This is a genomic window from Plectonema radiosum NIES-515, assembly GCF_025753815.1.
GTDB lineage: Bacteria > Cyanobacteriota > Cyanobacteriia > Cyanobacteriales > Nostocaceae > Hassallia > Hassallia radiosum_A.
Genome location: NZ_JAOWRF010000254.1, coordinates 1 through 25370, shown reverse-complemented (window position 1 = coordinate 25370; position 25370 = coordinate 1). Strand labels below are relative to the sequence as shown.

Below are 25370 nucleotides of genomic sequence, written 5' to 3'. Positions count from 1 at the left end.
GGGGGGGGGGGGGGGGGGGGGGGGGTGGGGGAGTGGGGGAGAACAACGATCAATCCACTACTAACAATTAACAACCATCAACTAACAACTATCAACTAACAACCATCAACTAACAACCATCAACTAACAACCATCAACTAACTAATTAAGTTTCTCGGTCAATTCTTTGCACTTCTTCATCTGAGAGTTTCACATCGACAGCACGCACTGAGTCTTCGATGCTGGAAACTTTGCTCGCACCAGGTATGGGTAGGATGCTGGGCGATTTGGAACGCAGCCACGCTAGTACTATACAATACACTGATACGCCTTTATATGAGGCTAGTTGGGCGATCGCTTTAATATCTTGCAAATCACTATGACGACGACTACCACCGAAGGGACTCCAAGGTAAAAAGGTTAATTGTTCTTGTTCGCAATACTTTAATACCCCGTCTTTCTCTGGCTGTCGATACCAAGGGCTATATTGATTTTGGACTGAAACTATTTCCACGACATCTTGCGCTTGCTTGATTTGTTCGACAGAAAAGTTAGAAACTCCCACAAAGCGAATCAAACCTTCTTTTACTGCTTCAGAAGCAGGTTTTAGGGCTTCTTCTATGGTATAATCCGGGTCTGGCGAGTGGTATTGCCAAACATCAATCGGTTTCTCACCACCTAAAGCTTCAAAGCTTTCTTTGATCGTTTTGCGTAAATGTTGAGGATTGCCGTTGCGAGTCCAGTTTCCCTGAGGACGCATCAAACCACCTTTGGTTGCCACAACTACATTGCTGGCATCACCATTGTAAGTTTGCAAAGCTTTGTGAATTAATTTCTCATTGTGGTGCTTATCTGATTCATCTTTGCAGTAAGAGTCGGCGGTGTCAATGAAAGTAACACCTAATTCTAAAGCGCGATGAATGACTTTGAGAGATTCGGATTCGGGAGGGCGATCGCTTAACGACATTGGCATACCACCCAAAGCGATCGCACTTACATATACACCCGTTTTTCCTAGCTGTTTCGTTTCCATGTTTCTGCTTCTTTCACTTATGTACCAGCTACTCACAGTGTTTTCACTAATTCATCCATCCTTAGGCTTATCTGTTTTATTAATTTTTCATCTAATTATGAATAATATTTATCCGCTTAGTCTCAGCAACAGCTATTAAATCTTTAATAAGAATAGATTTATATCTCTTTTTTCGCAACAAGCGTAAAAGCAATATGAATGGAGCTAACAAAATTGGTTCAGGTGGAAAATATTCATCAAAATTGAATTCTGATAACTCAACTTGAAACTCGTGAGAGAATTTGATGAAAAACTCCTGTGCGTCATCACCATAAAGTCCTAAATCCTCTCTCAACCTCGTCTGTAAACAAAGTTTTCCAATGTCAACACAGCTTTGAGTTGCTACAAAAGCTTTAACCTTGTCTTCAAGAAAATTATTACTCATTAAATTAAGTCTAAATGCTTCAATAGTAACGGTTTCAGCCCACGTAGGTGGGCTTTGTTCCTATAGCTGCACCCTAGAAGGGTGCAGGTGAATTCGGGTGAGTTCCTCCGTTACATAAACTGCAACAAAGCCAGAAACCAGTTTCGATTGAGCCATACTAGCCTTAACTTCAACTATCCGAGGGTAGGTTATGAACAGCTTGACTGATGCGACACGAAAACCGACTTTATTTTTGACTGTGCTGATGGGAGGGGTAATTTTCACAAGTTGTGCTTCTGCACCTAACCTACCTAAGGCTGCACTGAAGAATGAGACAACAGCAAGTCAACCCGCAGCATTACCTTTGAGTGATGCTGCAATATCTCAAAAGTCTGAAACTGCACAAGTACCTCGTTCCCGTCCGCAATTAATCAAAAAAGCGGCAATAAGCTTGATTGTTGATTCTGTAGATAAAAGTGCTAATGCTGTCTCGGAAATTATCAATAAACAGCAAGGCGATTTAATTAGTTTACAAGAACAACAAGCGACAAAAACAAACCCTCGTCACACCGCATCAATACAGTTACGAGTACCGCAGAACTTACTACAACCTACTTTAGATGAATTAGCCAAATTGGGAACCGTACAAAGTCGAAATATCAGCGCTGAAGATGTAGGCGATCGCTTAGTGGATTTTCAAGCGAGATTAACTAACTTGCGGAAAACAGAAGCCAATTTACAGAAAATTATGGATCGCGCTGGTTCTGTTCGGGATGTGTTGAGTGTTGCTCAAGAACTTAGTCAGGTGCGACAATCTATAGAACAAATTGATGCTCAATTAAAAAATTTAACTAATCAAGTTGCTTATTCAACCATTACTTTGAAGTTAGAAGCCGCAGTTTCTAGCAACGGAACACAACGCGCTTTGGGTTCACAACTTCAAGAAAGTTGGAATAAATCTACTAATTCTTTTGGTGATTTTACTGCTGGCTTGCTGAAGTTGGGTATTTGGTTAATGGTTTACAGTCCTTATTTATTGGCTTTGGCAGCGGTTGGTTATGGGTTTAATCGTTGGCTACGAGGACATTCTGCGGGAGCAACGCGAACACCAGATACTAACTCTGACTAGTACAGCAAGCGCGGAAATAAGCAGACCATTAAATAGCCAAAACTTTCCCCTGCTGGGGTTTAAGTTCTGCCTCTTCTAGTTGGATGCCTAAGCCAGAGCCGGAGACACCATCGCTTTTCCCACTAATGCGGTTTTACGAATCTCCTTTGCTGAGAAATTGCTTAACTGTCATGGGTTTGATGTGAGGATAGCGATCGTTCCCAATGCGATCGAGTTTGCCCTTACCCGATACCATCGCGTACATATACTGGTGGTAAATGTACTCTTCGAGTGAACTGGCTGACGCTTTTTTGGTAGCAATCCAAGCTTGCATCTCTGCTATACTACCCAATTGTTTTTCGGTTAATTTTGTGCCCGTCGCCCCTTCATAAGTGGCTTTCAACTGCTTTGAGGTCAGAGTATCACCTGCAACTTCCAGTGCCGTGTTTGCCAAGCCTGGGTCGCTCACGGCTTCCGCCACATACTTGGCGGTATCATCAGTGGTGGTGAAATCGAGCGGGGTTTCACCATCGCCCCAGTATTGAAATGTCTGATGTTCCAGGTCAAACAGCGGCATATAGGTGATGATATCCATAAATGCCCCGTTGAGAACTAAGGTATATTCCAAACCGCTGTGCTGAAGATACTCAAATACTTCCTTTCTCTTATCCAGGTTGTCGTTGTCGCCGTAGTCCAGCTTGCGGTAGTCCACGGAGTAATCTGAGGGAATGAACCGCTTCACGCCCTGCTGTTTGGCAGCATCAATCAAGTTTTTCTGCCCTGGTGTAGTCACTTCATTGTTACCGATCGCAGATACGACAACATCGACCCCTGCACACGCTGGCAGTAAGGTTTCCGGCTGCATTACGTCGCCTTCGACGATCGCCGCCCCCTTGGCTTTCATTGCGTCGATCTTTTGACGGTTTTCTGCATTGCTGTCGTTGAGCGATGCCTGGGTTGGGCTAAACCTACGCACCATTGCTCGAACATCAATGTTGCCTTTGTCGAGTAGAGCCGAAACAATCTTAGAACCCAACATCCCAGTAGCACCAGCAACCAGAACCGTCAATTTTGTAGTCATAATTTTCCTTGTAAAGTTTACAGAATTTATCCTTTGCCGCTATCCATCAATGAGACAGACTCTTCGCGCTCAATTACTCTTCCTTTAACTTAAGTAGAGGAATTAGAAACCAGCACAGCGCGGTAAATCCTGCACTGATAATAACAAGAACTGAAGGTGCAACTCCCCAATTATATAAGTAACCGCCTAAGATTGGACCTGGTTGTGTAGCAAAGATATATACAGACATTAGCAATGCGTAAGTTGATCCTTCCGCACCAACAGGACAAGCTCTGGCGGCAATTTCTAATACACCCAACATAGCTATCATGGCGAAAAATCCAAAAAAGATACTCACCAAGATTGCGCTTTGCATATTATGTATAAATAATAAACCGAGTGTAGAAATAGTAGTTAATCCAATCGCCATCTTTAGTAGGAACTGTCGGGAAATCTTCAAGGCAAAGATGCCAAAAACAATCGCACCTAAAGCATTGGCAATTGCTTCGTATGTACCCAAAACACCTAAAGATTGTTTATCAAAGTTCAAGACATCTTGATAGTAATATATGATGTAATTAACAAGAGGCGGCACGAGAGTAAATTCCAGGCAAGCAATAAAGGCAACAACAGCTAGAAACTGCGGTGACTTGACTGCTGTCCAAAGGGATTTCACACTAGTTTTGACTAAAACTGTTTTTTCTTGCTTTTTTTCATTTCCAAGTAACACAAAGGTTCCGACCAAACCAATCAATGGCACAATTGCGTTAATGCCAAAAGCGATCGCTAAAGTAGAATTTTGAGCTAGCCAGCCGCTGATATAATACAAAAGCGCTTTCCCAAAACTAAGAGCAGTCCATTGAGCCGCTTGGAAGCCAGCAGTGTTGTTAAAAATCCTGCCTTGAACGACCATGATTTTATCTGTAAGTACGTCGCTAAAGGCTATAGAGAAATTGAGTAAAGTGATAGCGATCGCCAACACATTAATCGTGTAGGATTTTAAGCCAGCTAATCCTAATAACACTCCCAGCGCTAGCGTATAACAAATAAAGAAGTAGCCTTTGAACTGATAGCCAAATATCGGAATTGCATCTCCAATAATTCCGTAAAGTGGTCTAATCATCCAAGGAGTAAAAACTAAACTGCTAAAGCTTGCTAACTGAGGGGGTGAAAGTTGAAGGTTTTCTTTGAGATAGATCGTAAGCGGAAGACCGAAAAGTCCTGGAAGACTTCCGTAAGTTTGAATTAAATAAAACAGAACCATGATGCAGATAACTCGCCGCATTACCTTCTATCCCTTAATATTGTTATACTAAAAGCGCGGTCGCGCTCCTGACATTGAGTCCGTGAGTACAGAATCATTGTTTGGCTAAAAAGTGCATTATATCAGCATTTTTGGCGTAAATGTCGCTTTATTTTCTCAAGGCGATGCTGAGTACGGCATTAACTTTCCCATATCTTGCATCTGTGAAAACACACGTCAAAATAATTACAGATTCTTTGAGGTGTGTTATCGTCCGACTGGGAGTGTAAGTCCCAGTCTTATAGCATAAATCCATTAAAATGGACTGAAATTAAACTAGTTTTTTTAGCAAATTTATTTACTTTTAAATGTAAGTATTAGTGGTTTAGCCTAAAGGTGCAAGATATCAGCTTTCCCACTCACCATTTGTACTAACGAAGACGAAACTTATCGGCTCCAAAGTGCCAAGATAGGTAGTAGAAGGATATTAAAGCTCGTATGCCAGAACTACGCCAATCAATTGCCCAGCACTACCACGATCGCACTAAATACGATCCGCAAACTCTTGCCTCGAAAAGTCACAGTATTGACTGGGCAAAGCAGCCTGTGCCTTTTAAAGAGTACAAAATTGGCTCTTCCTTCGATCTCAAATCCTACATCCAAGAAAAACCAGGAGAATTTGCCGATAACCCAGATGCTCAATGGTGGCAAAGACTTTCGCGACTGCTATTTTGTAGTTATGGGCTGACGGCGAAAATGCCTTCGATGGGAAGCACGATTTATCTGCGCTCGGCACCGAGTGCGGGTGGATTATATCCCGCTGAGGTGTATGTAGTTTCTCGTGGCACGCCGTTGTTGCCACCTGGATTATACAATTATCAGTGTCGCGATCATTCGCTGATGCATTATTGGGAAAGTGATGTTTGGCAAGCTTTGCAATCAGCTTGTTTGTGGCATCCGACATTAGAAAATACCCAATTGGCGATAATCATTACTGGGGTTTTCTATCGTTCCCAATGGCGTTATGAAGATCGCGCTTATCGCCGGATTTTTCTCGATTCTGGACACCTTTTAGGCAATATTGAGTTAGCTGGTGCAATTACTGATTATCGTCCCCACTTAATCGGCGGTTTTGTCGATGATGCGGTGAACGAACTACTTTATCTCGATTCACAACTTGAAGGAGCAGTAGCTGTGCTTTCTTTAGCTGACTTATTGGATGTCAAACAAAATCTGCCTTTAGGACGAACCGCTTTACCATCCCCCACGGAAATTGATTATCCGCAAATACCCGATGGCGAACTGTTGAGATATTTCCATACCTCCACACAAATTCTACCAGGCACCACTGGCAAGCTCAACTTACCAGAGGTGAAACAAGAAAAATCTTTAGAAGATAAATACAACTTTCCTTTTTGTCAAAAAATTCCTACCGCTACCACCCCCATCGACTGGGGAAACAAACTAAACGAACTGGAAGTGAACATCTTCAAACGACGTTCTACCCGCGCTTACAGCGGTAGCAATTTAACTTTTGATGAACTGAAAGCTTTACTCAATTTTACTTACCAACCCAAAAGTTACATCGACCAAGGTTTAGATCCAGAACCAGACTACTTTGATTTGAATCTCATCGAAACATTTATTGCTGTTTCTGGGGTGAAAGGACTTGACGCAGGCTGTTATTATTACGCACCGAAAGCACAAGAATTAAGACAAATTCGCTTTAAAAACTTTCAGGGAGAATTACACTATCTCTGCTTGGGGCAAGAATTAGGGCGAGATGCGGCTGCGGTGCTTTTTCATACGGCAGATTTGAAAAATGCCGTGGCTCAATATGGCGATCGCGTTTACCGTTATTTACACATGGATGCCGGTCATTTGGGGCAAAGGCTGAATTTAGCCGCTATTCGCCTCAATTTGGGTGTCAGCGGTATCGGTGGCTTCTTCGACGACCATGTGAATGAAGTTTTAGGTATTCCTGCTGAGGAGGCAGTTGTTTACATCACAACATTGGGAAGACCGAGGTAAAACATCAAGTGATATCGTGTCCGCTTAATTAACATCAATAAAAACATTGCAACCCTCGTAGAGACGTTCCGATGGAACGTCTCTACAATAGACATCGACCGAATTGAACTATGCGTTGCCCATAACCCTTAATTAGACGTGAAATTTCACGTCTCTACATTGTTTTCTACTCCTATGTCTAATATAGGCAATTAACGGGACATGATATGAGGCGATAGAACCGAAAATCTTTTGGATGAAGAGCGATCGCTCATACCGCAGTATTACTTCCTCAAAATGTAAAAGAAGTTCGCATCAATCCAACCCAAACTGCATCATTCGCTGCATTATGTTCTGGATTTGTAATCATCAAAAATCCCGGAGTAATATAAATTCTGTCAGTCAGTGGATAGTTATAAGATAATTCCAAATGCAAGGAAGTATCTGGATCGCGGCGATCGCTAACATCATTGTTTGTCACTTTGGGAGGAATCCCAAAGACAAAACTTAATTGACTGCCTAATTTGCCCAAATCTGTTAAGGATGCGGTAATTGCCCAACTCCAGATATCTGCGCGATCGCCTTGGGAGCCATTGACACCACTAACAGTGGGTGAACCCTCAGCTTGAGCGTTAAAGTAGCTAGTCCAACCCCCTAAAGTAAATTTATCGCTAAATTTATAGGTAAATTGTAAGCCAAAAGCATTGGAGGAAGTCGGTGTATCTGCACCAAATGGTAATTGAGCAAATTGACTACCCTTACTCCCCGTGACATTAATACTTGCATCAGGTTGCGGAGCATAATAGTGACCGTAGGTAAAAGCAATCCCGATTTTATCTGATGGAGTATAGGTTACTTGAGTTAAAGCAGTATATTGACCACCAAATAGTCCTTGATTGGGAGCGTCACCAGAACTACTTAAATAACTGATACCTGCGGCGATTTTGTCGGTGAATTGATAGTAAGCTACTGCACCACTACCAAAAGCAAAGGAGTAGATAGGACTTTCTCCACCAAAATTGGAGATTGAGTTGACAGGATTAAGAGCCGGAAAAATGCGAGTGGGAAAGTTTGCTATCGGAGCAATGGCTAATATGCCGCGATCGCCTATGGGAAATTCATAAAATAGCGAACCTAATCTGACATTATTACCAGTGTTTATTGCACCTGTCAAAAGAGTCATATCTGTGCCAGTGACACCACTGCCAAAATTATTAACATTCCCTGCTACGAGTTGGGTTCGCAATCTATCTTTCCCTGTAAAACTGGTATCAAGGGTCAATATTGTTCGTCCTGATAGGGTGGGATTTGTATTTACTTTTTCTGTGGAGTTACTACCAGGAGAAACTGATTTTTTATCACCAAAGGCGCTAATGAAGTTAAAGCTTACGTTACCCTTTAAAACTGTAGTAGTGCTAAACTGCTGCTCTTGAATCAAAGCTGTCTTATCTTCTAAGTTATCTATTCTGGCAGTAACATTTTGCAGTTCTTGAGCAAATTCTTCTTGCAATTTTTTAAAAGTTGCTAAGTCTTCTTGGCTCGCAAATTTATTGCTCAAGCTGTAAATTGAACGTCCAATTTTTAGCAAACAATTATTTAATGAATCTGCAAATTCATAACGGGTCATTGCCCGATTACCATTAAATTTTCCCTCACCAGAATCACTAATACATTGATATTTTTCTACTAAATTACGCAGTGCTTCATAAGCCCAATGGTCGGGTGTAACATCTTGTAATTGATTGACATTGATGATTTCATCTAACTCAGGAGGAGCACTACTATATAGTTGTTCGCTTTGCGGTTGTGATGTTTCCTTTGCCGGGATTTCTTCAACTTTAGGCTCGAAATTAGCAGTTACGAACGTTAATTGATCTTGAGATGATACTTGGGAAATATTTACATTTAAATTAGTTTGTGCTACGACTGGTGATGAAGTTAGTAAATTACCGCTTAAGATGAGTGAAGTAAGAGTAAAAGGCACATCCAATTTTTTCATAAACTTTGATTAATTCTCACACACAAAATGTCTCATTTTTAGATTGATATATTCTAATGTAGGAATGCGGAATTTTTGGCATCCTAAATTTTTTAGCAGATAAATACAGTTTTAAAAAGGACGAATTTTCACTTCATTATTGACAGCTTCAATTACTTTGGTGTTAACATCATCAGGAATTTTAGTGTATCCTGATTTTTCATTAAATTGTTGTCCTTTAGTCGAAATCCACATCAACAAGTTTTTAATTTTTTGCAGGATATCTTGATTGGCATACTTTTTATGCACTAGCAGCCAAGTTAAACTTACCAAGGGATAACCATTTTTTGGATCTTGGATATCTTCTGTTGTGAAGTCATCTTGAAATTTGATATTTGCTAGGGCTTTCTTGGTTTCTTCTAGAGTTGGTTTAACATAATTACCAGATTGATTCTCAATACTCGCGATCGACAGATTGTTTGCTAGAGCAACGTTTGTTTGGACATAGCCAATAGCACCATCAATGCGTCGGACTTCTCCAGCGATTTCACTATCTTGGCTGAGAGCAGCAAATACCCGAAATCCCCAATCTGGGTTTCTACTAGCTAGTATTTTTCCCCCGCTAATTTTCCGTAAGTATTTAGTGAGAATAAAGCTAGTACCGCAATTGTCAGAGCAAACTACAACTTGGATTTTTTGATTAGGAAGACGGGGATTAACTTGTTGCCAATTAGTAATTTCACCTGTGAATATTTTTGCCAATTGCTGACGAGATAACTTGACATCGCTAGTGACTTCTTTGAGTTGATAAACAATAGCTAATGCACCTCCCCCCGTTGGCACCATCAACAAACCATCTTCCATTTGATTGATTTCAATGGGGGTGGGAATTAAAGTAGTAGCACCAAAATCTATAGAGTTTTTCGTAAATAACCGAATTCCACCACCACTGCCAATGGAGCTATATTTAAACTTTTCACCTGTTTCTCGTTCGTATTCTTGTCTATAGCGTTCTATCAAAGGTTGAGCAAAAGAATCACCAGCCCCTCTCAATGATTGAGCAGAAGCACCATTAGTGGTGAAAGTAATTGTTGTTGCAGCTACTAATGTGGCAGTGAAAATTTTCTGGCGGTTACTGTTTTTCATGAGGATTTTGATGAAATTTTGGATAGTTTATCTGAGCAATAATTAGCCTGGTTTGATATTCAAAAATAATGGCAAATTAATCTTCGTCACTTTTAGTGGGAGCCGGAAGTAGAATACCTTCTTGGAGCAAGGTATCCATCAGAATCTTCCGCAGAACGCGCTGAATTTGAAGATGCTTTCCCGGCTTCACCTTCGTCAATGTCCGCAGGAATAAGTTAGACTCACCCAGACTTTCCACGCCATCTACTTGTGTGGCTTCGAGTACATCTGGATCATTTGCTTTTAACTGCTGTCCTACCTCTTCAATTACTTTGTAGACATGAACTAAGTTGGAATTATAAGGTACGCCAACTTCCACTACTGCAAATATATATTGTTTAGAATAATTGGTAATTGAGCCAATATCTCCATTGCGAATAATCTGCAATTGACCATTGGGATGTCTAATACGGGTGGTTCTGAGTTCAATCGCCTCAACAACACCCTCTACAGCTTTCTCTTCGGCTTTTCCGGCATCAATATAGTCACCTACTAAATAGTAGTTTTCAAACAGAATAAAGAAGCCGCAAACTATATCATTGATCAGTGTCTGTGCCCCTAAACCCACTGCTATCCCAACAATACCCGCACCAGCCAATATAGGAGTGGGATTAATGTCGAGGGTATAGAGAATGGAAATCACAACAGTGAAGTAAACTAAATATTGTAATAAACTCCGAAACAGAGGAATGAGTGTTAAACGTCTACTTCTTTGCGCCTCAGTCAAATTCTGCTCTTTGAATAACACCTCTTCAAGAAGTAAGTAGATGACCTGAAACAACACACGACTCATAAAGATGATGGCGATGATCTTGATAATTCGCAGACCCAAAGCGGCTACATTGCTTATTAGCTGCACCTGCTGAACTACCAATGTTGCCATGCAGACGTAGATCACTAATTCCAGACACTGCTTTAAAAAAGGTATCAGGTGTTGGAGGCGATCGTAGAATCTCAACAGGTTATTAGGGTTGGAATATCTGACGCTCATAGCATCTAGAGTATCAACTATTGCCGCCACTGCTTTGAGTATGAGCAATCCGACAGCAATGATTAGATAGATTCGCAGTGCGATGTAGAGATATTCTGAAACTACTGCTGGTAATTTGAGAAACTGGGTACAGCAAATGATCGCCCACAGCCAAGTTCCACCTCTGATTCTTTGATTTAGGGCGCTAAAAAAAGCATCAATGCTTTCATCATCGGCGGTGTTTGTTTCTAAGTTCTTGGCGTAAGTGCTAGCTACCTTCAGCCAATAGTTGATAAATTTCAGCGCGATCGCCGCTACAATCAAAATGCCAATGCTCTGAGCAATACCAATTCCTAGTGTTATCCAAAATCCTGATGGGATACGGTTAATCAGGTTTAATGTATATTTTTGCAGGTTTTCACCTTGATAGAGTAGAAAACCATTAGCACCGACAATCAAAATGCACAATATTAAGCAACTAATTAACAAAAACCCTGTGATGTTCCGACGCAGGATTTTGAGCCTTCTATTGTCGAGCTTCAGTATTGAAACTTTAATCAATAGCTTAGATAAATTGCCTACCAACCATGTTAATAATAAAAAAATAAAGATGACAATGGCGACTTCAGCAAAAATAATTAATATGTTCATTTGTCCAAATAATTAATCTTGTTTTAGAATTTAGATTTGGGAGTTAACCAATCTAAATTCTAAAACACCAAATTCAAAATGGCATGGCTTTTTCAGCATCCTTTAAGTGATATTAACTTTTTTTCGGTAAATCATAACTTTATTCCCATCAGTAGCAACTTCTAACCAAAAATCCTGAATCACAAATTGATAGTACAATTCCCCAAGACGGGTACTCCGCCAAATGCTGATAATTTGGTCATTTGGTGCCCATCGTTTGAAAGCTTTCACAGCAATTTCCGGAACTGCACTGGTGTCTATTTGCTCATCAACTTGAATAATAGTGCCACTGGGAGTAACTTGTGCTTCAACTTGAAAGCCTTGTTGGTTTTTTCCTCTCATAATATATATTAAAGAACCATCTGACTTCAGTTCAATTCGGGCTTGGTTAAATTGAGCATTTGTCACTGTTTTTGCAGCAGACATTGTTGTCAGTGGTACTTCTTCGAGGGGTATTTTTCGTACTATTCCCCCTAAATTCTGAGCTATTAATATATTGCCTTTTTCACCCAAAGATTGAGCCTGAACATTACAGGGATAAATCGAAGAAGTAGAAATTGCCATTCCTATAACGATTAATATTCTCTGCCAAGTATTTGTGTAAAACATCATGACTTTTTTAGTTGGTTTGTATTTTTTGGGGTTATTTATTTCCATTTATATAAGTGGTGGCTGTTGAGTGTTAACAGTTGATAGTCAACAGTCAATACTCGCTTAACTTATGCCGCACTTCACACGCTGAACAAAGAGTGTCATCTAGCTTAAGTCTTATATTTACTATATTTGGGTAATTTTTACAATAGACAAGATATTTCTCTCGATAGATGTTAAAAATCAAGTAAAGAAGGAGAATTATACTGCAAAATTTCGCCATTATATCATGGGAGCGCAAATCACACATACTCTAGAGACCTTCCTGACCGAACGTCTCTAGGACGGTTGCAATATTTTTATTAGTGTTAATTTTTGGACATGATATTAGCTTGACTTTCTTCATTTTTACAAAATCCAAAAGCTGACCCTGAAACCCTTGTAGGACGATAATTTTATTTTTTAGACTTGATTGAGAATCAGTGACACCGAAAAAATATTTGCACTTATAGCTAGGGTTTTTGCCGAATAAACAAAGTCACTACTCTTAGAGGATGTTTGTAAAGTCTCAATTCATACCAGCCCTGGCGACTAGAAGTCGCGGCTATACAAACAAAACCCACCTTCGTGGGTTAAAACCCTTGATTTTCTCTTAGTCCACGGAGGTGGACTTGGGTTGTGTAGTAGCGAATTCTATTCGCCCAAAACTTTTAAAACATCCTCTTAATTTTGGATAAAGTCGAGATTAGAGGGTAAAGCGTAAGGCTAATTTTTCGCTAAGTTAGAGATTCCCTTGGACTAGATCCGGACAAATGTGGACAGCCTTCTCCTTCCCTTCTCCTGTCGGAGACGCTACGCGAACGGGACACATAAAGGTGAACACTCCTACGCACTTCGTGTACATCTGAGATAGTTGTGGGTGGTTGCGGATCTAGTAAACGAACGCTTGTGCCACATTTGTCATCCTTTGTGAAACCCCATATTGAAGCAACACAACCTGGAGAGTCACCTTGCCGCATCCGATTGACCGCGCTCAACCACGTCTAGAATTTATCCCACAGCACTTTAATTTGCTTGTATACTATGTTGTCAAAGCGCTTTTGCCAGTGTTGCGACGCTTTCGGCTTCGACCGTGGCTACCTGCGGGTATCGCGCAAATTGAAACTGTAAATGTAGAGACCTTAGTTAATCTCTACCAACAATTTCAAAACGGTAAAATTCGCTTTTTAATGGCATTTCGTCACTCTGAAGTTGACGATCCTCTCTCGATGATGTATTTACTTTCCAAGGCTGTACCAAAAGTAGCGCGTCAACAGAATATTTCATTACAATACCCCGCTCATTCTTACTTTCTTTATGACCGGGGAATGACTTTATGGGCTGGTAAATGGCTGGGTTGGATGTTGTCTGGCTTAGGAGGTTTATCGATTTATCGAGGTAAGCGACTCGATAGAGTTGGTTTGCGAAACGCACGGGAGTTGTTTGCTAATGGCAAGTTTCCTATTAGTGTAGCGCCAGAAGGAGGCACTAATGGACATAGTGAAATTGTCAGTCCTTTAGAACCTGGAGTTGCTCAGTTAGGCTTTTGGTGTGCAGAAGATTTGGCAAAAGCTAATCGTTCTGAGGAAGTTTTGATTGTGCCGATCGCTATTCAATATTTTTACATTAATCCAAGTTGGAAAAAATTGAATTTGCTTTTGAGTAAGTTAGAAGCTGATAGCGGTTTGTCGGTACAACCAATTGGTGAATCAATTGAGAGAGAAAAGTTATTTTTAGAGCGAATTTTGCGGCTTGGTGAACATGTGCTTTCCCAGATGGAACAATTTAGCGATCGCTTTTACCACCAAACACCAACTACTAACCCTAACCAAGACATTGATACTCGACTTCAAGCAATACTAAATAAAGGCTTACAAGCAGCAGAGCAATATTTTCATCTAGAAAGCGAAGGAACTGTAATTGAACGATGTCGCCGGATCGAATCAGCCGGTTGGGAAGATATTTATCGCGCAGATTTGCCTTCTTTAAATAGTTTATCCCCTTTACATCGCGGCTTGGCAGATTGGATTGCCGAAGAAGCATCTCTGCGGATGCTACATATGCGTTTAGCAGAGAGTTTTGTCGCGGTTACAGCAAACTATATCAAAGAAAAGCCTACTTTTGAAAGATTTGCCGAAACATCATTAATTTTGTTTGATTTAATTTCCCGCATTAAAGGAGATAAAAACCCAGCACGACCTCGCTTAGGTTGGCGAAAAACGCGGGTAACAATAAGTGAACCAATTTCCCTTACAGAACGTTTTTCAAGTTATCAGAAAAATCGCGTTAGTGCCAGACAAGCAGTTGATGATTTGAAGGGAGATTTGCAAACAGCCTTAGAGAAGATGATTTTGTAACAACTCAACTTTTTATCAATGATATAATTTTGACATCATTCTTACTTTTTTGGCTTTGTGAACTCGTGGAAATCACAAAATTATCCAGTGAAGGACAAGTTATTATTCCCAAGTCTTTGCGGGAAGCGCATCATTGGGAAGTCGGTCAAGAACTCATCGCTATTGATATGGGTGATGGTATTCTTCTCAAACCTAAAAAACCTTTTCCAGAAACCACATTGGATGATGTCGCTGGTTGCTTAAAATATCAAGGGAAACCGCAAAGTATTGAGGATATGGATAATGCGATACGCAAAGGAATAGAGGAATCATGGCATGGTTGCGGTTGACACTAATATTGTTGTACGACTGTTAACCCAAGATGACGAATTACAGTTCCAAAAGAGTAGAGAAATTTTCAAGACATACGATGTTTTTATCCCAGATACTGTAATCCTGGAAACTGAATGGGTGCTGCGATTTGCATACAAGTTTAAACCAACCGAAATTTGTGAAGCTTTAAAAAGGCTTTTTGGGTTGCCAAATGTTCATCTTGCCAATGAAACCTTAATTGCTCAAGTTTTACAATGGCATGAGACTGGTTTAGATTTTGCGGATGCTTTTCATTTAGCCCATAGCCAGCATTATTCAGAATTTTACACATTTGATGATAAGTTTGTGAAAAAAGCATATGGGCTAACGAACTGTGAGGTTAAAAAGCCGATTTAGCTAAAAATAAGTTTTTCATAGCTGCAAATAAACCGCAAAGAATCTTCATGTTCTTCACGGTTTATTTACGTCTTCCCTACCGAAAACCGCGCTTTTTATTGTTCTGGTGGCAAATATACACTTTTTTCAGCGAATATACGACACACTACTTTCATCATTTTATTTTCTGGAAGTCCCTTAATCTGCGTAGTCTACCTTGACTGTTAGGATTGTCGATCAAAATGCATCCCGAAGCGCAGGATCACGTTTATAACCTAGGGCCAGAATATCACGAATTGCTAGTTGTTTGGGGTCAAAGGGGGTAAATGATTTGACTGCGTGCAGTATTTGGCGATCGTTCCAAAACATGCTGTCCATCGGCGATTCGAGGAGGAAATCGGTGACAAGTGTTCGCTCTAGGTCATAGATTTGAGTTTGACCCCCGTTAACATTGCTCCTCGATAGAAGATGAATGGCACCAAAATCAATTTCATCCCGGTGAATCCCCTCGGGGGTAGGCTCCCCTAGTTCGCCAGGTCGGGAGATGATTTGAAACTGATGACATGCCACCTCCCAGGTATCATGGAAAACTTCTGCATTAACTGGAAAGCGATCGAAATCAAATCTAATCAGTTCAGCGAGCAGTGGGTTTTTGACACTAGTGTCTGTCAGCGGCGCAACAACTCGGTGAATGCCTCCTGCGTAGTAATTCGCGCTACTCGACTGATAGTAGGGTTGATGCGCTAGCTGGCGTATACTACGCTCGCTGGGTATATAGCAAAACCTCCCGTATCGTCGTTTACGAAACTTCGCGGAATTTTTGAGATAGTCATCAGACCCAAGATTGCTCCACTCGCTGGCGAATTCAGCTTCGTGAGTGCGCACAGATGGATCGAGACCTAACTCATCACCCTTCACCATGCAAAACCCCTGCTTTCGCAGCGCATCTTTCACCTGGTTTGGCTGTTGACCTTTGCTTAACATATCGATATCCCTGATAAGTGGACTATTTTATTTTTCTTTAAACTTCATTTTCCGATCGCTTGTCGGGTGCTTTCCCAAAAGTCCCCTCCTGAAGCGGACTTGCCGTCACGCTCACTCTTTGTTAGACCAAATTCTTCGTTTAGCGGCTTAGATCACCATCTGCAATTTTTTGATAGTTAGCCCAGGAGTTTAATTTATGGGTCAATTTCTGCAAAACAAAGATATATTTATTTTCTCACGCAAACCATAAGTACGCTACTTCAAAACTTTCACGACTCTGAAACTTTACGACTTTATTTTAAAGATACAAAATTCTGTTTGTAAACTTCTGTTAAACTTAGAAAAGATTAATTTTTAAGTAAAAACACGATCAAACAGTGCAAAAAGCTTCGCATATTCAGGGCTTAATACTGCTGGTTGTTATCACTCTAATCTGGGGCACGACCTTCCCCTTGGTCGAATATGTTGTCAATGGCATATCGCCGGCTGCATTAATTGCTGTCCGGTTTGCGGTGGCATCTGTAATTTTTATACCTCAGTTACGCAATATAAACGCTAAACTCTTAAAGGATGGCTTGCTATTAGGACTTCTACTCTTTAGCAGCTTTGCTACCCAAGCAATTGCGCTACAAACCATACATGCCAACCGAGCAGCATTTATTTCTAGCCTGAACACAATTTTAGTGCCACTACTGGGGTTGCTCCTCGGTCAGCGCTTACGACCTAAGAATTTCCTTGCTGCCTTCCTTGCTTTGAGTGGTATTGGGGTAATGTCTTGGGAAAGTGGAGCCTTAGTTATCGGTGATCTGTTAATGTTCTGCGATGCCTTCGTCTACTCAATCTACCTGCTGGTACTAGAGTCTGCTACGCGACACCACCCATCTCAAGCACTAACGGCAATTCAGCTATGGGTCGTAACGGTGCTGGGTGCGCTTTGGGTAGGTCCGGAACTAGTTGGGCAGCTTGGGGTAATACATGACAACCTCCCTGCCATCATCTACCTGGGTGTGATTGCTACTGCTGGGAGTACTTGGTTGCAAGCGATTGCTCAAGTTTCGGTTTCGGCTTTTGATGCAGCGATCTTCTACACTCTTGAGCCAGTTTTCGCAACGATCTTCTCGTTTTTGCTCCTTGGACAGAAGTTAGGAATAAGCGGTCTGATTGGCGCAACTCTTGTGCTGGTGGCAATGGTTTTAAGCCAAACCAAAGTTAATGTTGTAGCATAGAAAAAACCTTTAACTAGGGTTTGCAGAAGGTAAGCCCTCACTTTCCACGGCTAGCGCTTGCGTTATTGTTTGTGTGGCTTTGGGTATCAGTAAACCAAAAAGTTTTTCTCAAAGAGCGATCGCCAAAGATTTTGTAGCCTATGATACTTTTAAATACCCAATGCTCTAACCAGCAGACATAAGTAGGTCGGCGTAAATAATTATCGTTATCGTTAAGGCAGGGGGCAGGGAGCAGGGGGAGAAAGGGTTGAGAACTGTAACTTAATTCCTACCCACCTCTACCCATTACTACTCATTTTTGGGTAGGTCTGAGATCAGTTGATCAACAAATTCTCTTAGCCGTTCTTGCCAATTAGGGACGGTTTTTAATTGTTCACTTTGACCTTCATAGCCTCTGAACCCAATCATCTTACCCAGAGGTCGTTTGAGCTTTCTTGTATATCGATGAGGATTATTTTTTTCAAATGGCATTGACACGATTTTTTATGCTTGTTATCATGCATATTAACAAATTTTATTCGAGGAAATGCAACTAGTAGAAAAACACATAATCAGCAGACAGCACCAATTTTGGAAAGAGTGCGATTATTTAGCGTTACAATCCAAGCATCTTTATAACTCAGCTAATTACGTTCAACGTCAATACTTCTTTGAAACCAAAAAGTATTACAACTCAATTGATATCTATCATCAAACCAAAAATTTAGAAGCCTATCGCTATTTGCCAACTAAAGTAAGTAAACAAATAGTTAGAAGAGTAACGGACGCTTGGAAAGGATGGTTAACTGCTCTTAAAGATTGGTCAAAGCATTCTGAAAAATACCTTGGCAAGCCTAAAATGCCAGGATATAAACACAAAGAACGCGGTAGAAATGTCGTCATTTATCCAATAGATGCAATATCAAAACCAGCTTTAAATAAAGGCACGATCAAGCTATCTCAAACCAATATTGAGTTTCCTACTCAAGCTACAAATGTAGACCAAGTAAGAATTGTTCCAAAGCTTGACCATTACGTTATTGAAGTTGTCTATACAATCAATGATGCACCGAAATCAGATAGTCAATACGTTGCTGGTGTAGACCTTGGTTTAAACAATTTAATGGCTATAACATCCAATCATCCCGGTATCAGACCGTTTTTGATTAATGGTAGACCTTTGAAAAGTATTAACCAATTTTTCAATAAACGAGTAGCCTTAGCGCAATCAATTGAAGCGAGTAAGCAAATTAAAGCACTCAACAGTAAGCGCGATAGAAGGATTGATAACTATCTTCATACTAGTACCCGCAGAGTCATTGATTGGTGTCAGTTAAATGATATCGGTCATTTAATCATTGGTAACAATCAAGGTTGGAAGCAAGATATAAACATTGGTAGAAAGAACAATCAAGATTTTACCAAGATTCCTCATACCAAGCTGATTAATCTTTTAACCTACAAAGCACAATTGGCAGGTATTGAAGTGACTTTGACTGAAGAAAGCTACACATCCAAAGCTAGTGCTTTGGATGATGATAAACTACCAACTTTCAACACCAACTCTGATATCAAACGAGTCTTCAGTGGCAAACGTGTTAAGCGCGGTTTATATAAAACGAACATTGGCAGAATCATAAATGCTGATACCAATGGAAGCATGAATATAGCTCGTAAAGTAATCCCAAACTTTATGGATGGGATAGTGGGATTGCCGTTTATCCCTGTAGTTTTAGGACTTTGGACTAAAATTACAAACGTAGTTGTCTAGCAATGGCTACTCTTGGGCAGCTTTGTCCAGATTCCTATGAGCGGTTTGAGCCTTATTATTAAATAGTAATATCATGTCAAGTTTATTCCTTACAATGTAGAGACGTTCGGTGCGGAACGTCTCACGATGGCAGATTTTTATTACTGTTAATTAAACGGACATAATATAACTACTTAATTCCCTCATTTTACCAAGGTAATCGGCTACCATCCCAAGAAAAAAACTGCCCGCTATCTTCTTGTTGAAGCTGTTCGATAACTGCTAGTAATTGACTAACAGTTCGCTCGACTGTAAATAATTTTTCCGCTGGTACATTGCTCTGAAATGGACGAGAAAGCTGTGTATTGGTTGTACCTGGGTGTAATGTCACAACTATAGTTTTCGGGCTGTTTCTACCATACTCAATTGCCACTGTTCGCATAAACATATTGAGTGCGGCTTTGGATGCACGGTAGCCATACCATCCACCAAGTTGATTATCGCCAATACTACCAACTTTAGCAGAAATACTCGCAAAAATGCTGCGTTCTTGATGACGAAATAGCGGTAATAAATGTTTAGCAAGTAGCACAGATGCAATACTATTAACTTGGAAGTAGCGCAGCAAATTATCTGAATTTATTTGTCTTAAGCTTTTTTCTGGTTGCAAACTTTCATCATGGAGTAACCCAACACAATTGATCGCAAAGTTGAGTTTATTAACTTCTGCGCGGATTTTTTGAGCAGCTTCGCTAATTTGCAATTCGTCGGTAATATCTATTTGCAAACAAGTTAGTTTTTCAGCGTTTTCGCTTTCAATAGTGATTAATTCATCAGCAGATTCTCTATAGGTTGCGTAGATTTTGGCTATTCTGTCATCTTGCAGGAATTTTTGTACAAAACCTAAACCAATGCCTTGGCTAGCTCCGACAATTAAGACGTTAGCATTGCTAATTTGATTAAGAAAAGACATTGAGTTAAAATGGTATTCGTAGTGACGACTTTAGTCGTTCTCTTATTATACCGTAGTGAGGACTGAAGTCCTCTTATTATACTCGGAGTCCGACTGAAGTCGTCACTACTTGCCAATGCAAAACTTCTGAAAAATCCGGTCGAGAACTGATTCTGTAACTTCCTCACCTGTGATTTCTCCTAATGCATAAATTGCACTTCTCAAGTCAATTGTCCAAAAATCGAATGGTAATTGTTGGGCAATTGTCCCTTGCACTTGTTCTAATGATATTTTAGCTTTTGTTAACGCGGCTGCTTGTCTTTGATTTATTGCTAAATCCATATCAGCCGCTTGGACTTTTCCGGTTTGAACTATCTCTAAAATAGCTTTTTCTAAAGCCTCAATTCCTTGATTATTAGCCGCTGCGGTTTGAACAACTTGACTTATATTTTTCGGATAATCAATAGATGCAATATGCTGCGTTTCTACAAGGTCGATTTTATTGAGAACCAAAATTAAAGGACGATGTTGTACTTGCAAGTAAATTTCTGCATCGCTTTGAGTCCAACCTGCGGAAGCATCGATAGTAAGCAATACTAAATCGGCTGCACTTGCGGCACGACGCGATCGCTCGACGCCAATCTTCTCTACTTGGTCAATGGTATCGCGAATTCCTGCTGTATCCAGCACTTGCACGGGTATTCCACCAACAACTAGCTGCGATTCAACTACATCACGGGTGGTTCCGGGTAAATCGGTAACAATAGCGCGATCGCTTTGGCTCCATGCATTCAACAAGCTCGATTTTCCCACGTTCGGACGCCCGACAATCGCCACTTTTAAACCTGTGCGTAAGAGTTCGCCTTTATCTGATGTTGCTAATACCTTAATTATTTCTGCGGTAATTTTCTCAATTTCTGATATGATTACTTTATCATCCAGCGGAGGTAAGTCTTCCTCAAAGTCGATGCGAGCTTCGATTTCCGCTAATATATCCAAGCAGTTAGCGCGTAACTGCCGGATGGGATGAGCTAATTTCCCCTGCAAACCAGCTAATGCTGCAAGTGCTGCTTGGGGCGATTTTGCACCGACTAAATCAGCAATACTCTCAGCTTGAGTTAAATCTAGTCGCCCATTCAAAAAGGCGCGGAGGGTAAATTCTCCGGGTTGAGCGAGGAAGGCGCCATTTTCCAAACACAGTTGCAACACTTGCTGCACAGCGATAATTCCCCCGTGGCAATGAAATTCTACCACATCTTCACGCGTATAAGAACGGGGTGCTTTCATTATCAGCAAGAGTGCTTCATCCACCAGTGTTGCGGAAAGCGGATGACGAATGTAACCGTAGAGAATGCGGTGAGATTCCCAAACTTGATGCCCAGGTGCATGAAAAAGAGTTTGGGCAATTTGCAAAGCTTTATTACCAGATAAGCGCACAATTCCGACACTACCCTGTTGCGGAACAACAGCAGTAGCGATCGCTGCGATGGTGCCAATTGTAGCAAATTCCGACATGAGCGCTTTTTCAACTAAGATACATTATCTATTGCCTAGGGTAGCAAGAGTGCGATCGCTATTTGGGTTAGATATACCATATAGGCATTTAGGCATTGGAGGTGGCGAATTGACAAGGTAAAATTTATCTGGAGGGTTAGGAGCAGAGAGTAAAAACTCTAACTCATAACTCATAATTTTGAGATAAAGGAGTTGACTGTGGAGCAAAAGATTAATTGCGCTGAAGCCTGTGTTAACGGGTGCGTTTTGGGTGATAAATGCCCTAATTTAGAGTTTAAAGAAGCGACGTCACAATTTATCGAAGATACATCTTTAGATAAAATGTTGGAGATAGCGGAAGCTGCACGACTCAAAAAAATGACAGAACCTCCAAAATGGATTTTGCCTGAAGATATTTAAAAGTTGCAAGTGAGGAGTTAGGAATAAAGTTAGGAGTTGTAGAGACGCTCCGGTTCCTGTCTGTACGAAAGTAAAAGATGAGTGTTTCTACGATTCCTAACTCCGCACCTCATAACATTATCCCAATAGGGTTCACTTCAGCTATAATACCGTTTTACTTTCAGGTTGATCCAAATAGACCGCAGCAATGCTTGGGGCACTTATTCCTGGGGAAAAGAGAATAATTTGGAGCACACATGAGGGTGAAACGGTATTATATCTGTGAGTCAAGAAAAAGTGGGCGTTGCTGAAGAAAGGATATGAATTTGTTTCACTTCTAGGAGGACAAATGAAGTGCGCTTTTGGAGGAGTGAGCAACGTGTCCGTTCGCTCCAGTCGCACTAGAGTAAGGGTTTAAGAGCCTTGGTTTTTGAGTTTCATATTTGAATTCAGCAACGCAAAAAAGTGAGTGTTTCTAATTTAGCGGCAACTATCTACGCTCCGACGGATTCTTTTGCAGCGTATAGTACTTCGACGTTGATATCTTTAAATCCGCGATCGCGTGCAAATTTCTCGGTATTTCGCTTGACTTTACCCCGCACAAATCCAGGAATCTTGTTCAATTCTGCCAACCCATCTTTTGTCCAGTTCAAGTCAGAACCCGCAGAAATTCCTTTGGTAATCACTTCTTTGGTGTCGTGTCCACCGAAGATTTCTAATAGGTGATCTTCCATTCCCAAAGTAAACGAATTATAGACCAAATCTGCAATCTGATTTGTACCTTCGTAGCCCATGAATGGCTTGTAACCAAGGGGGAAGTTCTGAATGTGGATCGGTGCAGCAATGACACCGCAGGGGATGTCTAAGCGCTTACCTACGTGACGTTCCATTTGGGTGCCGAAAATTGCTGAGGGTTCAACACGAGCGATCGCATCTCCAATTGCACCATGATCTTCAGTAATCAGCACTTCATCGCAATACTCGCTTACCTGTTCGCGGAACCAGTCAGCATCGTATTTGCAGTAGGTTCCCGCCCATACTACATGAATTCCCATCTCCCGTGCCAAAATCTTGGTCATCGCCGCAGCGTGGGTATTATCGCCAAACACGACTGCTTTTTTACCTGTCAAGTTCTGGCAGTCAATGGAACGGGAGAACCATGCAGCCTGGGATACATACAAAGTTTGTTCGTTGATGAACTCTTCGTAATCAACCTCAGCGCCTTGAGCATTTATCACCTGCTGAATTTTCCGGATACAACGCGCAGTTTCTACTACACCCATTGGCGTAATATCTACGCAAGGTATGCCGAATTCGGCTTCGAGGTAACTAGTCGCCATTAAACCGAGTTCGCGGTAAGGTGCGAGGTTAAACCAGGCACGGGGCATCTTCTTAATATCGTACACCGAAGCGCCTTCGGGAATGACGGTATTTACCTCGATTCCCAAGTCAGCCATCAACCGCTTGAGTTCGGTGCAGTCGTGGTGGTTGTGGAAACCAAGGGTAGAAGAACCGATGATGTTAACTGAGGGTTTTTCGCTTTTACCTTCTGGAAGTTCGCCTTTTTTACGAGCTTTCTCAATATAGTATTGAACGATTTGTTGCAAAGTGCGATCGGCAGCTTGCAGTTCGTTGAAGCGGTAGTGGTTTACATCCGCTAGCATGACGTCACATGAAGCTTCTAACTGCGATCGCTCCACAAAGTTGTGCAAATCTTCTTGGAGAATACTAGAGGTGCAGGTAGGAGTTAACACAATCAAATCGGGGTGTTCCTCAGCGTCTTTGCGGGTGATGTTATCTACCACTTTTTCTTGAGAACCCCGTGCTAAAACGTTGCGATCTACGACGCTGGTTGTCACCGGGGTGAAGTTCCGCTCGCGCTCTAGCATGGAACGCATAACGTTAAAATAGTCATCACCGAGTGGAGCGTGCATGATCGCATGAACGTTTTTAAAAGAACTGGCAACCCGCAGTGTGCCTATGTGAGCCGGACCAGCATACATCCAATAAGCCAATTTCATGACTGTGTTCTCCCTTTAATTTAAACCGACAATAAGTGCTTGATTGTTAAATCGTTTCTGATTCTGCAACATTTGAGAGTTCTTAGGGAATAGACGCTCACAGGACTTTACACAAATGGCGATCGCTCAAACCTGGTTACTGATTGGAGTTGAGCTTCATATTTTAACAACATTTGTGTTGTCAAAGTTATATAAATCTTAATAAGATGGCAAATTTATCAATTCTGCAACTTGGGTTAAATTATATCTTGCATGACGCCACCTGCCTGCGATTAAAATGGCTTTTCTTATAGCCCTCATTCCTCGCACATAGGACTATGAAGCGATATAAAGTCCACAAAGCGTGGAATGAGCGCTATTAGCCAGAGAATTTATTCTCTGGCAGGAGATTGGGCAAATGCAAGGAAAGTTGATTACGCAGAAACTAGGCGTCGCAAAGATTGAGCGCGACGTTTTGCCGTAGCATTATTTGCGTCAATTTTCAGTGCTTCTTCGTACATTTCTAGAGCTTGAGCAGTTAAATTCTTTTTCTCGTAGGCATGAGCGAGATTATTTAGGGCTGTTACATACTCAGGTTTAGATTTAAGCGCTTCTTTGTATTGACGAATCGCTAAATCATACTGTTCTTGTGCGAAGTAAGTATACCCCAGTCCATTATAAATCGGGGCGGTATTTTCTTCGCCTTCTTCTTCGGCAGCTTTGAGGGCTTTTTGAAAAAGTGCGATCGCTTGAGAAAACACTTTCTTTTCCGAATAAATACTCCCTAACTCATAATATTCTTGAGTCGTACCCTTGGATGTACTCAGTTTTTTCCGCAAGCGTGACATTGAGCTTTCCATTCTGCGACTTTTGAACACTTCTTTAAAAATGCTCACGACTGCGAAGCCAAGCAACACAATAAAAATTGAGAGATAAATAACTGGTAGATTCTTATGCATTGTTTTTATTAGGGAGTTGGGAGTTGGGAGTTGGGAGTAGGGAGTAGGGAGTGGGGAGTAGGGAGTAGGGAGTAGGGAGTAGGGAGTAGGGAGTAGGGAGTAGGGAGTAGGGAGTGGGGAGTAGGGAGTGGGGAGTAGGGAGTAGGGAGTAGGGAGTAGGGTGTGGGGAGTAGGGTGTGGGGAGTAGGGTGTGGGGAGTAGGGTGTGGGGAGTAGGGTGGGGGGAGTAGGGTGTGGGGAGTAGGGAGTAGGGTGTGGGGAGTAGGGAGTAGGGTGTGGGGAGTAGGGAGTGGGG

21 protein-coding genes are annotated in these 25370 nt (G+C 41.3%); 8 read left to right on the top strand and 13 right to left on the bottom strand.

Annotated elements, in window-relative coordinates; genetic code table 11:
* Nucleotides 1-145: 145 nt before the first annotated feature.
* Both OGM63_RS18045 and OGM63_RS18040 read right to left on the bottom strand, forming a co-directional pair.
* Nucleotides 146-1012, bottom strand: a complete 867-nt coding sequence (locus tag OGM63_RS18045; RefSeq protein WP_263747021.1) for an aldo/keto reductase — start codon at nucleotides 1010-1012, stop codon at nucleotides 146-148.
* A 91-nt stretch (nucleotides 1013-1103) separates the two neighbouring features.
* Nucleotides 1104-1436: a DUF1493 family protein gene (locus OGM63_RS18040; RefSeq protein WP_263747020.1), complete on the bottom strand. Its 333-nt coding sequence runs from the start codon at nucleotides 1434-1436 to the stop codon at nucleotides 1104-1106.
* Between the two features lie 190 nt (nucleotides 1437-1626).
* Between OGM63_RS18040 and OGM63_RS18035 the strand changes: the two genes are divergently transcribed.
* Nucleotides 1627-2544 (top strand): DUF4349 domain-containing protein, encoded by a 918-nt coding sequence (locus OGM63_RS18035; RefSeq protein ID WP_263747019.1) that lies wholly within the window; start codon nucleotides 1627-1629, stop codon nucleotides 2542-2544.
* A 133-nt stretch (nucleotides 2545-2677) separates the two neighbouring features.
* Here OGM63_RS18035 and OGM63_RS18030 read toward each other — a convergent pair whose 3' ends face one another.
* Nucleotides 2678-3604, bottom strand: coding sequence for an aromatic alcohol reductase (locus tag OGM63_RS18030; RefSeq protein WP_263747018.1), 927 nt, complete (start codon nucleotides 3602-3604; stop codon nucleotides 2678-2680).
* 73 nt (nucleotides 3605-3677) lie between these two features.
* Nucleotides 3678-4847 (bottom strand): MFS transporter, encoded by a 1170-nt coding sequence (locus OGM63_RS18025; RefSeq protein WP_263747017.1) that lies wholly within the window; start codon nucleotides 4845-4847, stop codon nucleotides 3678-3680.
* A 477-nt stretch (nucleotides 4848-5324) separates the two neighbouring features.
* Between OGM63_RS18025 and OGM63_RS18020 the strand changes: the two genes are divergently transcribed.
* Nucleotides 5325-6857 carry a SagB/ThcOx family dehydrogenase gene (locus OGM63_RS18020; protein ID WP_263747015.1) on the top strand — a complete coding sequence of 511 codons (1533 nt, stop codon included), beginning with the start codon at nucleotides 5325-5327 and terminating at the stop codon, nucleotides 6855-6857.
* A gap of 271 nt (nucleotides 6858-7128) precedes the next feature.
* Here OGM63_RS18020 and OGM63_RS18015 read toward each other — a convergent pair whose 3' ends face one another.
* From OGM63_RS18015 to OGM63_RS18000, 4 genes are all read right to left on the bottom strand, one after another.
* Nucleotides 7129-8835: an iron uptake porin gene (locus OGM63_RS18015; protein WP_263747013.1), complete on the bottom strand. Its 1707-nt coding sequence runs from the start codon at nucleotides 8833-8835 to the stop codon at nucleotides 7129-7131.
* 111 nt (nucleotides 8836-8946) lie between these two features.
* The gene (gene pstS, locus OGM63_RS18010) at nucleotides 8947-9960 is read right to left on the bottom strand and encodes a phosphate ABC transporter substrate-binding protein PstS (protein WP_263747011.1); all 1014 of its coding nucleotides are present in this window, start codon (nucleotides 9958-9960) and stop codon (nucleotides 8947-8949) included.
* Nucleotides 9961-10036: 76 nt separating this feature from the next.
* Nucleotides 10037-11620 carry a mechanosensitive ion channel family protein gene (locus OGM63_RS18005; protein WP_263747009.1) on the bottom strand — a complete coding sequence of 528 codons (1584 nt, stop codon included), beginning with the start codon at nucleotides 11618-11620 and terminating at the stop codon, nucleotides 10037-10039.
* Nucleotides 11621-11722: 102 nt separating this feature from the next.
* Complete coding sequence (locus tag OGM63_RS18000; RefSeq protein ID WP_263747007.1) at nucleotides 11723-12316, bottom strand: hypothetical protein; 594 nt, start codon at nucleotides 12314-12316, stop codon at nucleotides 11723-11725.
* A gap of 944 nt (nucleotides 12317-13260) precedes the next feature.
* On the opposite strand from OGM63_RS18000, the gene OGM63_RS17995 reads away from it, so the two are divergent.
* The 3 genes from OGM63_RS17995 to OGM63_RS17985 all read left to right on the top strand — a co-directional run bounded on the left by OGM63_RS17995 (nucleotide 13261) and on the right by OGM63_RS17985 (nucleotide 15354).
* Nucleotides 13261-14646, top strand: a complete 1386-nt coding sequence (locus OGM63_RS17995) for a lysophospholipid acyltransferase family protein (RefSeq protein WP_263747006.1) — start codon at nucleotides 13261-13263, stop codon at nucleotides 14644-14646.
* 65 nt (nucleotides 14647-14711) lie between these two features.
* Nucleotides 14712-14975 carry an AbrB/MazE/SpoVT family DNA-binding domain-containing protein gene (locus OGM63_RS17990; protein WP_263747005.1) on the top strand — a complete coding sequence of 88 codons (264 nt, stop codon included), beginning with the start codon at nucleotides 14712-14714 and terminating at the stop codon, nucleotides 14973-14975.
* Nucleotides 14962-15354 (top strand): type II toxin-antitoxin system VapC family toxin, encoded by a 393-nt coding sequence (locus OGM63_RS17985; protein ID WP_263747004.1) that lies wholly within the window; start codon nucleotides 14962-14964, stop codon nucleotides 15352-15354. Before OGM63_RS17990 ends, OGM63_RS17985 begins: the two co-directional genes overlap by 14 nt.
* A 216-nt stretch (nucleotides 15355-15570) precedes the next feature.
* Here OGM63_RS17985 and OGM63_RS17980 read toward each other — a convergent pair whose 3' ends face one another.
* Complete coding sequence (locus OGM63_RS17980) at nucleotides 15571-16317, bottom strand: 2OG-Fe dioxygenase family protein (RefSeq protein WP_263747003.1); 747 nt, start codon at nucleotides 16315-16317, stop codon at nucleotides 15571-15573.
* Between the two features lie 377 nt (nucleotides 16318-16694).
* Here OGM63_RS17980 and OGM63_RS17975 point away from each other — a divergent pair, with 377 nt between their 5' ends.
* Both OGM63_RS17975 and OGM63_RS17970 read left to right on the top strand, forming a co-directional pair.
* Complete coding sequence (locus OGM63_RS17975; RefSeq protein ID WP_263747001.1) at nucleotides 16695-17543, top strand: DMT family transporter; 849 nt, start codon at nucleotides 16695-16697, stop codon at nucleotides 17541-17543.
* Between the two features lie 526 nt (nucleotides 17544-18069).
* Nucleotides 18070-19293 carry an RNA-guided endonuclease InsQ/TnpB family protein gene (locus tag OGM63_RS17970; RefSeq protein ID WP_263746999.1) on the top strand — a complete coding sequence of 408 codons (1224 nt, stop codon included), beginning with the start codon at nucleotides 18070-18072 and terminating at the stop codon, nucleotides 19291-19293.
* A 187-nt stretch (nucleotides 19294-19480) separates the two neighbouring features.
* On the opposite strand, the gene OGM63_RS17965 is transcribed toward OGM63_RS17970, so the two are convergent.
* Nucleotides 19481-20245 (bottom strand): SDR family NAD(P)-dependent oxidoreductase, encoded by a 765-nt coding sequence (locus OGM63_RS17965; RefSeq protein WP_263746997.1) that lies wholly within the window; start codon nucleotides 20243-20245, stop codon nucleotides 19481-19483.
* Nucleotides 20246-20350: 105 nt separating this feature from the next.
* The gene (mnmE, locus tag OGM63_RS17960; RefSeq protein WP_263746995.1) at nucleotides 20351-21739 is read right to left on the bottom strand and encodes a tRNA uridine-5-carboxymethylaminomethyl(34) synthesis GTPase MnmE; all 1389 of its coding nucleotides are present in this window, start codon (nucleotides 21737-21739) and stop codon (nucleotides 20351-20353) included.
* A 198-nt stretch (nucleotides 21740-21937) separates the two neighbouring features.
* Between mnmE and OGM63_RS17955 the strand changes: the two genes are divergently transcribed.
* A complete protein-coding gene (locus tag OGM63_RS17955) occupies nucleotides 21938-22138 on the top strand; it encodes a hypothetical protein (RefSeq protein WP_263746994.1) in 201 nt (66 codons plus the stop codon).
* A 473-nt stretch (nucleotides 22139-22611) separates the two neighbouring features.
* Here OGM63_RS17955 and bchB read toward each other — a convergent pair whose 3' ends face one another.
* Together bchB and OGM63_RS17945 are read right to left on the bottom strand one after the other, a co-directional pair.
* Nucleotides 22612-24138 (bottom strand): ferredoxin:protochlorophyllide reductase (ATP-dependent) subunit B, encoded by a 1527-nt coding sequence (bchB, locus tag OGM63_RS17950; protein ID WP_263746993.1) that lies wholly within the window; start codon nucleotides 24136-24138, stop codon nucleotides 22612-22614.
* Between the two features lie 413 nt (nucleotides 24139-24551).
* Entirely contained in the window at nucleotides 24552-25076 is a 525-nt protein-coding gene (locus OGM63_RS17945; protein WP_263746992.1) for a tetratricopeptide repeat protein, read from the bottom strand.
* Nucleotides 25077-25370: the final 294 nt, after the last annotated feature.

What these genes read in the sequence shown, in the direction of transcription:
- OGM63_RS18045 (WP_263747021.1), bottom strand. Translation starts at nt 1,012, where the DNA reads ATGGAAACGAAACAGCTAGGAAAAACGGGTGTATATGTAAGTGCGATC.
- OGM63_RS18040 (WP_263747020.1), bottom strand. Translation starts at nt 1,436, where the DNA reads ATGAGTAATAATTTTCTTGAAGACAAGGTTAAAGCTTTTGTAGCAACT.
- OGM63_RS18035 (WP_263747019.1), top strand. Translation starts at nt 1,627, where the DNA reads ATGAACAGCTTGACTGATGCGACACGAAAACCGACTTTATTTTTGACT.
- OGM63_RS18030 (WP_263747018.1), bottom strand. Translation starts at nt 3,604, where the DNA reads ATGACTACAAAATTGACGGTTCTGGTTGCTGGTGCTACTGGGATGTTG.
- OGM63_RS18025 (WP_263747017.1), bottom strand. Translation starts at nt 4,847, where the DNA reads ATGGTTCTGTTTTATTTAATTCAAACTTACGGAAGTCTTCCAGGACTT.
- OGM63_RS18020 (WP_263747015.1), top strand. Translation starts at nt 5,325, where the DNA reads ATGCCAGAACTACGCCAATCAATTGCCCAGCACTACCACGATCGCACT.
- OGM63_RS18015 (WP_263747013.1), bottom strand. Translation starts at nt 8,835, where the DNA reads ATGAAAAAATTGGATGTGCCTTTTACTCTTACTTCACTCATCTTAAGC.
- pstS (WP_263747011.1), bottom strand. Translation starts at nt 9,960, where the DNA reads ATGAAAAACAGTAACCGCCAGAAAATTTTCACTGCCACATTAGTAGCT.
- OGM63_RS18005 (WP_263747009.1), bottom strand. Translation starts at nt 11,620, where the DNA reads ATGAACATATTAATTATTTTTGCTGAAGTCGCCATTGTCATCTTTATT.
- OGM63_RS18000 (WP_263747007.1), bottom strand. Translation starts at nt 12,316, where the DNA reads ATGGAAATAAATAACCCCAAAAAATACAAACCAACTAAAAAAGTCATG.
- OGM63_RS17985 (WP_263747004.1), top strand. Translation starts at nt 14,962, where the DNA reads ATGGTTGCGGTTGACACTAATATTGTTGTACGACTGTTAACCCAAGAT.
- OGM63_RS17980 (WP_263747003.1), bottom strand. Translation starts at nt 16,317, where the DNA reads ATGTTAAGCAAAGGTCAACAGCCAAACCAGGTGAAAGATGCGCTGCGA.
- OGM63_RS17970 (WP_263746999.1), top strand. Translation starts at nt 18,070, where the DNA reads ATGCAACTAGTAGAAAAACACATAATCAGCAGACAGCACCAATTTTGG.
- OGM63_RS17965 (WP_263746997.1), bottom strand. Translation starts at nt 20,245, where the DNA reads ATGTCTTTTCTTAATCAAATTAGCAATGCTAACGTCTTAATTGTCGGA.
- mnmE (WP_263746995.1), bottom strand. Translation starts at nt 21,739, where the DNA reads ATGTCGGAATTTGCTACAATTGGCACCATCGCAGCGATCGCTACTGCT.
- bchB (WP_263746993.1), bottom strand. Translation starts at nt 24,138, where the DNA reads ATGAAATTGGCTTATTGGATGTATGCTGGTCCGGCTCACATAGGCACA.
- OGM63_RS17945 (WP_263746992.1), bottom strand. Translation starts at nt 25,076, where the DNA reads ATGCATAAGAATCTACCAGTTATTTATCTCTCAATTTTTATTGTGTTG.